Origin of the sequence: Kordia sp., assembly GCF_045105435.1 — a bacterium.
In the GTDB taxonomy this organism is placed as follows: Bacteria; Bacteroidota; Bacteroidia; order Flavobacteriales; family Flavobacteriaceae; genus Kordia.
Genome location: NZ_JBGCDL010000207.1, coordinates 1 through 4,215, shown reverse-complemented (window position 1 = coordinate 4,215; position 4,215 = coordinate 1). Strand labels below are relative to the sequence as shown.

Below are 4,215 nucleotides of genomic sequence, written 5' to 3'. Positions count from 1 at the left end.
AACAGCAAAAGAAGCCGGAACAGGTTATTTTAAAACTTCGTGGAAAAAAGAGGAAGTTACCAAAGATAAAGCGACAATTCGCATTAAAAATAACGGAGAAACTACTGGTTTTGGCGCAGTATATTGGCAATATTTTGAAGAGTTAGACAAAATCACGAAAAACGAAGCTGCTACTTTGCAAGTTGTGAAAGAATTGTATTTGACAGAAACACGAAACGGAGAAGAAGTATTGGTTTCGTTAGCGACAAAAAAATTGAAAATTGGTGATGAAATTACGGTTCGACTCACAATTAAAAACAAAGAAGATGTAGACTTTATTCACTTAAAAGATATGCGTGCCGCAGGTTTAGAGCCAATAAATGTGTTATCGGAATACAAATGGCAAGATGGTGTTGGCTATTATGAAAGTACACGAGATGCAAGCACCAATTTCTTTTTTGACCGCATTCCGAAAGGCAGTTTTATCATTGAATATAAAGTACGCGTGAATAATACTGGCGAGTTTTCTAACGGAATTACCACCATAGAAAGTATGTACGCGCCTGAATTGAGAAGTCATACCAAAGGAATTCGTATCAAAGTAAATTGATGTACAATTTTAAATTTTTCTAAACGTCAGTTTGAGTAATTTTTTTTGAAATGATACGGAAAAAATAGTTTTCAAAGTGCTTCTCTATATTATTTTCTATCGAAAATCACTCAAAGTCACGAGCAGTTTATTTGCACTACAACTTTTACGATAAACTAATTTGTACTGTAATCAGCTCAAAAGTGTTTGCTTATGCTGTTTTCAGAATATATTTTAATTATATTTGAGAATATCATTATAACCGTACCATGAAAAAACTACTACTATTCCTTACTTTATGTATTGTATCGTCTTCGTATGCACAAATTATTAATTTTCCTGACGCTAACTTTAAAGCTAAATTAGTAGCAAACTCATCTGTAGATGATAATGGTGATGGAGAAATAGATGTTTCAGAAGCTTTAGATGTAACTAGAATGTATATTCACTTTGGAGATATTTCAGATCTAACTGGAATAGAATATTTTACCAATTTGACTGAAATACGCTGTGATTACAACAATATTTCTTCATTAGACTTATCTATATTTCCCAATATGGAAAAAGTGAATGCAAACAATAATAATATAACAAGTGTAAACGTTTCTGGATTGACAAACTTGGAGTTTTTGAACTTAAATAACAATGAGCTTACTAGTATTGATGTAAGCGGATTGCCAAGTCTATACTCTATTTTAATTACCAATAATCAAATTTCATCGTTAGATACAGAAAATTTCCCTGACCTTTCTCGTTTTAACTGTGGAGGAAATTTGTTAACGACTTTAGATGTTAGCAATTTACCATCGCTTTTGTATCTTGAATGTGAAAACAATTTGTTAGAATCATTAAACATACAAAATGGAGTTTTTGAACGTACTTTAGATTTCTCTGGAAACCCAACGCTAACTTATATTTGTGCAGATGTAGATCAACTAAAGAGTGTAAAAGAAAAAATAGTAGCATACGGATATACTGATTGCTATGTAAACTCTTTATGTTCGTATGTTTCAGGACAAGATTTTTATACTATTTCTGGTGATATTTTATTTGATGAAGACTCGAATGGTTGCGATATGAATGACCCAATTTATCCCGATTTGGAGTTTTCACTTTCTGATGGAACTGATACTGCCGCTGACTTTTCTGATGAAACAGGAAACTTTCAATTCGACATTCAAGATGGAACCTATACGGTAGCACCTGTGCAAGTGAATACTACTTATTTTAGTGTTTCTCCTGCTTCGGTAACCGTAAATTTCCCTGCAGATGCTTCTCCAAATATTCAAGACTTTTGCCTGACTCCAAATGGCGTATACAATGATTTGGAAATAGAATTTATGTCGGCTGGTGTTTCTTATCTTACAGGAGAACCGTATCCTATAAGTAGTGAATATGGAATAGCCCTAAGTGATGGTGATCAATCATTTTCGTTTAGAATTAGATATAGAAATAAAGGAACTACCACACAGTCTGGGACACTTGACTACGGATTTAATCCTGCAGAAGTTATTTCGATAGCTGCAACTCCTGTTGCCGATAATCAAACTAGTAATTCATTTTCATGGAATTTTACCAATTTAAGACCGTTTGAATCACGCGACATTATAGTTGTCATTCAGTTTACGGGGCAATACATGCATAGTTTTCCACATGCTGCCACAGTGACGCCTACTGATGCTGATTTTACTCCCGCAGATAATACCATGGCACTTACACACGAAGTTTTCTGTTGTCTTTTAAGTACTCCTGAAGCTGCTTTTGGCGATTATTTTACAATGTATCCAAATCCGGCAAATGATGTTTTAAATATGAAACTCAAAAAAGAACTTGCTGTATCGTCTTTTACGATTTACAACATGTTTGGGCAAAAAGTGAAAACGATACCTTATAGAAATACAGAATTGACGCCTATTGATGTCTCCGATTTAAAAACGGGTCAATACTTTATAAGAATTGCCACGGATGAAACCGTATTTACTACTCGTTTTATAAAGCAATAATATTCAGGTTAGTTGAAGTATATGATATTAAAAAGCTGTTTTTAACTCATTAGAAACGGCTTATATATGTTAACAAGAGTACTTTAATAAATATGCTTTTTTATCAACCTTTTAGTTTTCGGAGTTGTATTACTAATAGAAACACTTGCTCCAACATGTGAAGATTTTACGCTTGTTCTCCCTGGAGTCAATGCTATACCACTAGTACTTTTCTTGGGCATTTTACTCAACATTCTTCTAGAATTAGGCGTTAATGCTTGTTTACTTCCATTTGTCTTAAAGTTAACATCTAACTGCATTCCTATAGATCTATTGATACTATCATTGCCAAGACTTACATTTCCTGTAGCGCTATTTAACAAACTAAGCAATGCTCTAGAAGACGATAGCTTTTTTGCTTTCGTTCTTGCCTTAAACAAACGCGTCCTTTCAGCAACCATTAAAGGTTTATCTGTAGATGAGCCGTCGTATAGCCTATCTGTTCTTTCTGTAAATACAGCTTTAGACATATTTCCATTCAAATACTTAATAACCCAAGCTTGAATATCATGAAAAGATATACGGTGACAACGATCTAAGTGTAATGTACTAAGATTTATATTTGTTGAGGTATAAGAAGTAGCGTGTTTCACATTGTATTCATTAACTACATAATTTTTTAAAAACTTACGCCATCCTGGACGATTCGAATCTGAAGAGTAGGTGCCAGACTTGTAATGAATTTTTCGCTGTATAGGAACAGTTGATGGAACATTAACTTCCATTTTTGCTTTTAACTTTGCCTGTTTTATAGCTTCAGAGCGATTGTCTTTGAATTGAAAAACAGCAGCAATATCTTGTCCAGACTTGCCTATATTGGCCGCTGATATTTGTTTGTTTTTTGCTGTTTTTTCTTTATTATAATTCATGAGTGTCGCCTAAAGATCAATTTATTTCCATTATAAATATAAGATAAAGATTACAGAAAAAAAACTTATATAGCAATAAAAATCTCGGAAGGTTTCATAATTTTCAGCACCAACAAATGCTCGAATAGAATATACATTATAGTTTTCATAAATTATCCAAGTATTACTTTTTCGCCTGTTTCAATCTGTTGAATGGCCTCATGCTGTGCAATATGTCCAATTTTAATTCCTGGACTTGAAGTGCGCGGTTTTGTACCATCGCCATAGGCTGTGTTTCCGTACATAAACAAAATGCCAAACTTTGTAGCATCTGTTTGCGAACGCCAATAAACGACATCACCAACCTCAAAAACTTCACGTTCTTCTCCGTTGAACGGAATGTCTAATTCGTATTGATAGAAAAATACTTCGCCTTGAATGTGTGTGGCAGTTCCTTCAAGCGATTTGCTATTTTTTACTTGTTGAATAATTCTGCAAGAATCATCCCAAATAATGGTAAGTTTTGTTGTTTCTGCCTGTAAAATAGCGTTCATAAATGTGATGATTTTGTAAAAAACAAACGTTTACTCACTGAAAAGCTTTGTTCACGCATTGGTTGTTTTTTGATTGTGAAAGATACAATAGTTTTGAGCTGTAATCAAACCAAAAAAACGTCCTGCTTTCTCAGGAATAATGAACATATCGCTTATGAAATCAACACTACTATTCACCTTATTTTTAAGTTTTTCTATTTGTT

The 4,215-nt window shown here is 33.5% G+C and carries 4 protein-coding genes; 2 read left to right on the top strand and 2 right to left on the bottom strand.

Annotated elements, in window-relative coordinates:
* Together AB8B65_RS10795 and AB8B65_RS10790 are read left to right on the top strand one after the other, a co-directional pair.
* Positions 1-589, top strand: a 589-nt coding sequence (locus AB8B65_RS10795) for a hypothetical protein (protein ID WP_405300999.1), incomplete at its 5' end; no start/stop codon positions are given.
* Between the two features lie 248 nt (positions 590-837).
* Positions 838-2,571, top strand: coding sequence for a T9SS type A sorting domain-containing protein (locus AB8B65_RS10790; protein ID WP_405300998.1), 1,734 nt, complete (start codon positions 838-840; stop codon positions 2,569-2,571).
* 83 nt (positions 2,572-2,654) lie between these two features.
* On the opposite strand, the gene AB8B65_RS10785 is transcribed toward AB8B65_RS10790, so the two are convergent.
* Together AB8B65_RS10785 and AB8B65_RS10780 are read right to left on the bottom strand one after the other, a co-directional pair.
* On the bottom strand, positions 2,655-3,479 hold the full coding sequence (locus AB8B65_RS10785; protein ID WP_405300997.1) for a hypothetical protein: 825 nt from the start codon (positions 3,477-3,479) through the stop codon (positions 2,655-2,657).
* Between the two features lie 152 nt (positions 3,480-3,631).
* Positions 3,632-4,012: a cyclophilin-like family protein gene (locus AB8B65_RS10780; RefSeq protein WP_405300995.1), complete on the bottom strand. Its 381-nt coding sequence runs from the start codon at positions 4,010-4,012 to the stop codon at positions 3,632-3,634.
* Positions 4,013-4,215 lie beyond the last annotated feature (203 nt).

Coding starts and splice junctions, on each gene's coding strand:
- AB8B65_RS10790 (WP_405300998.1), top strand. CDS start 838: ATGAAAAAACTACTACTATTCCTTACTTTATGTATTGTATCGTCTTCG.
- AB8B65_RS10785 (WP_405300997.1), bottom strand. CDS start 3,479: ATGAATTATAATAAAGAAAAAACAGCAAAAAACAAACAAATATCAGCG.
- AB8B65_RS10780 (WP_405300995.1), bottom strand. CDS start 4,012: ATGAACGCTATTTTACAGGCAGAAACAACAAAACTTACCATTATTTGG.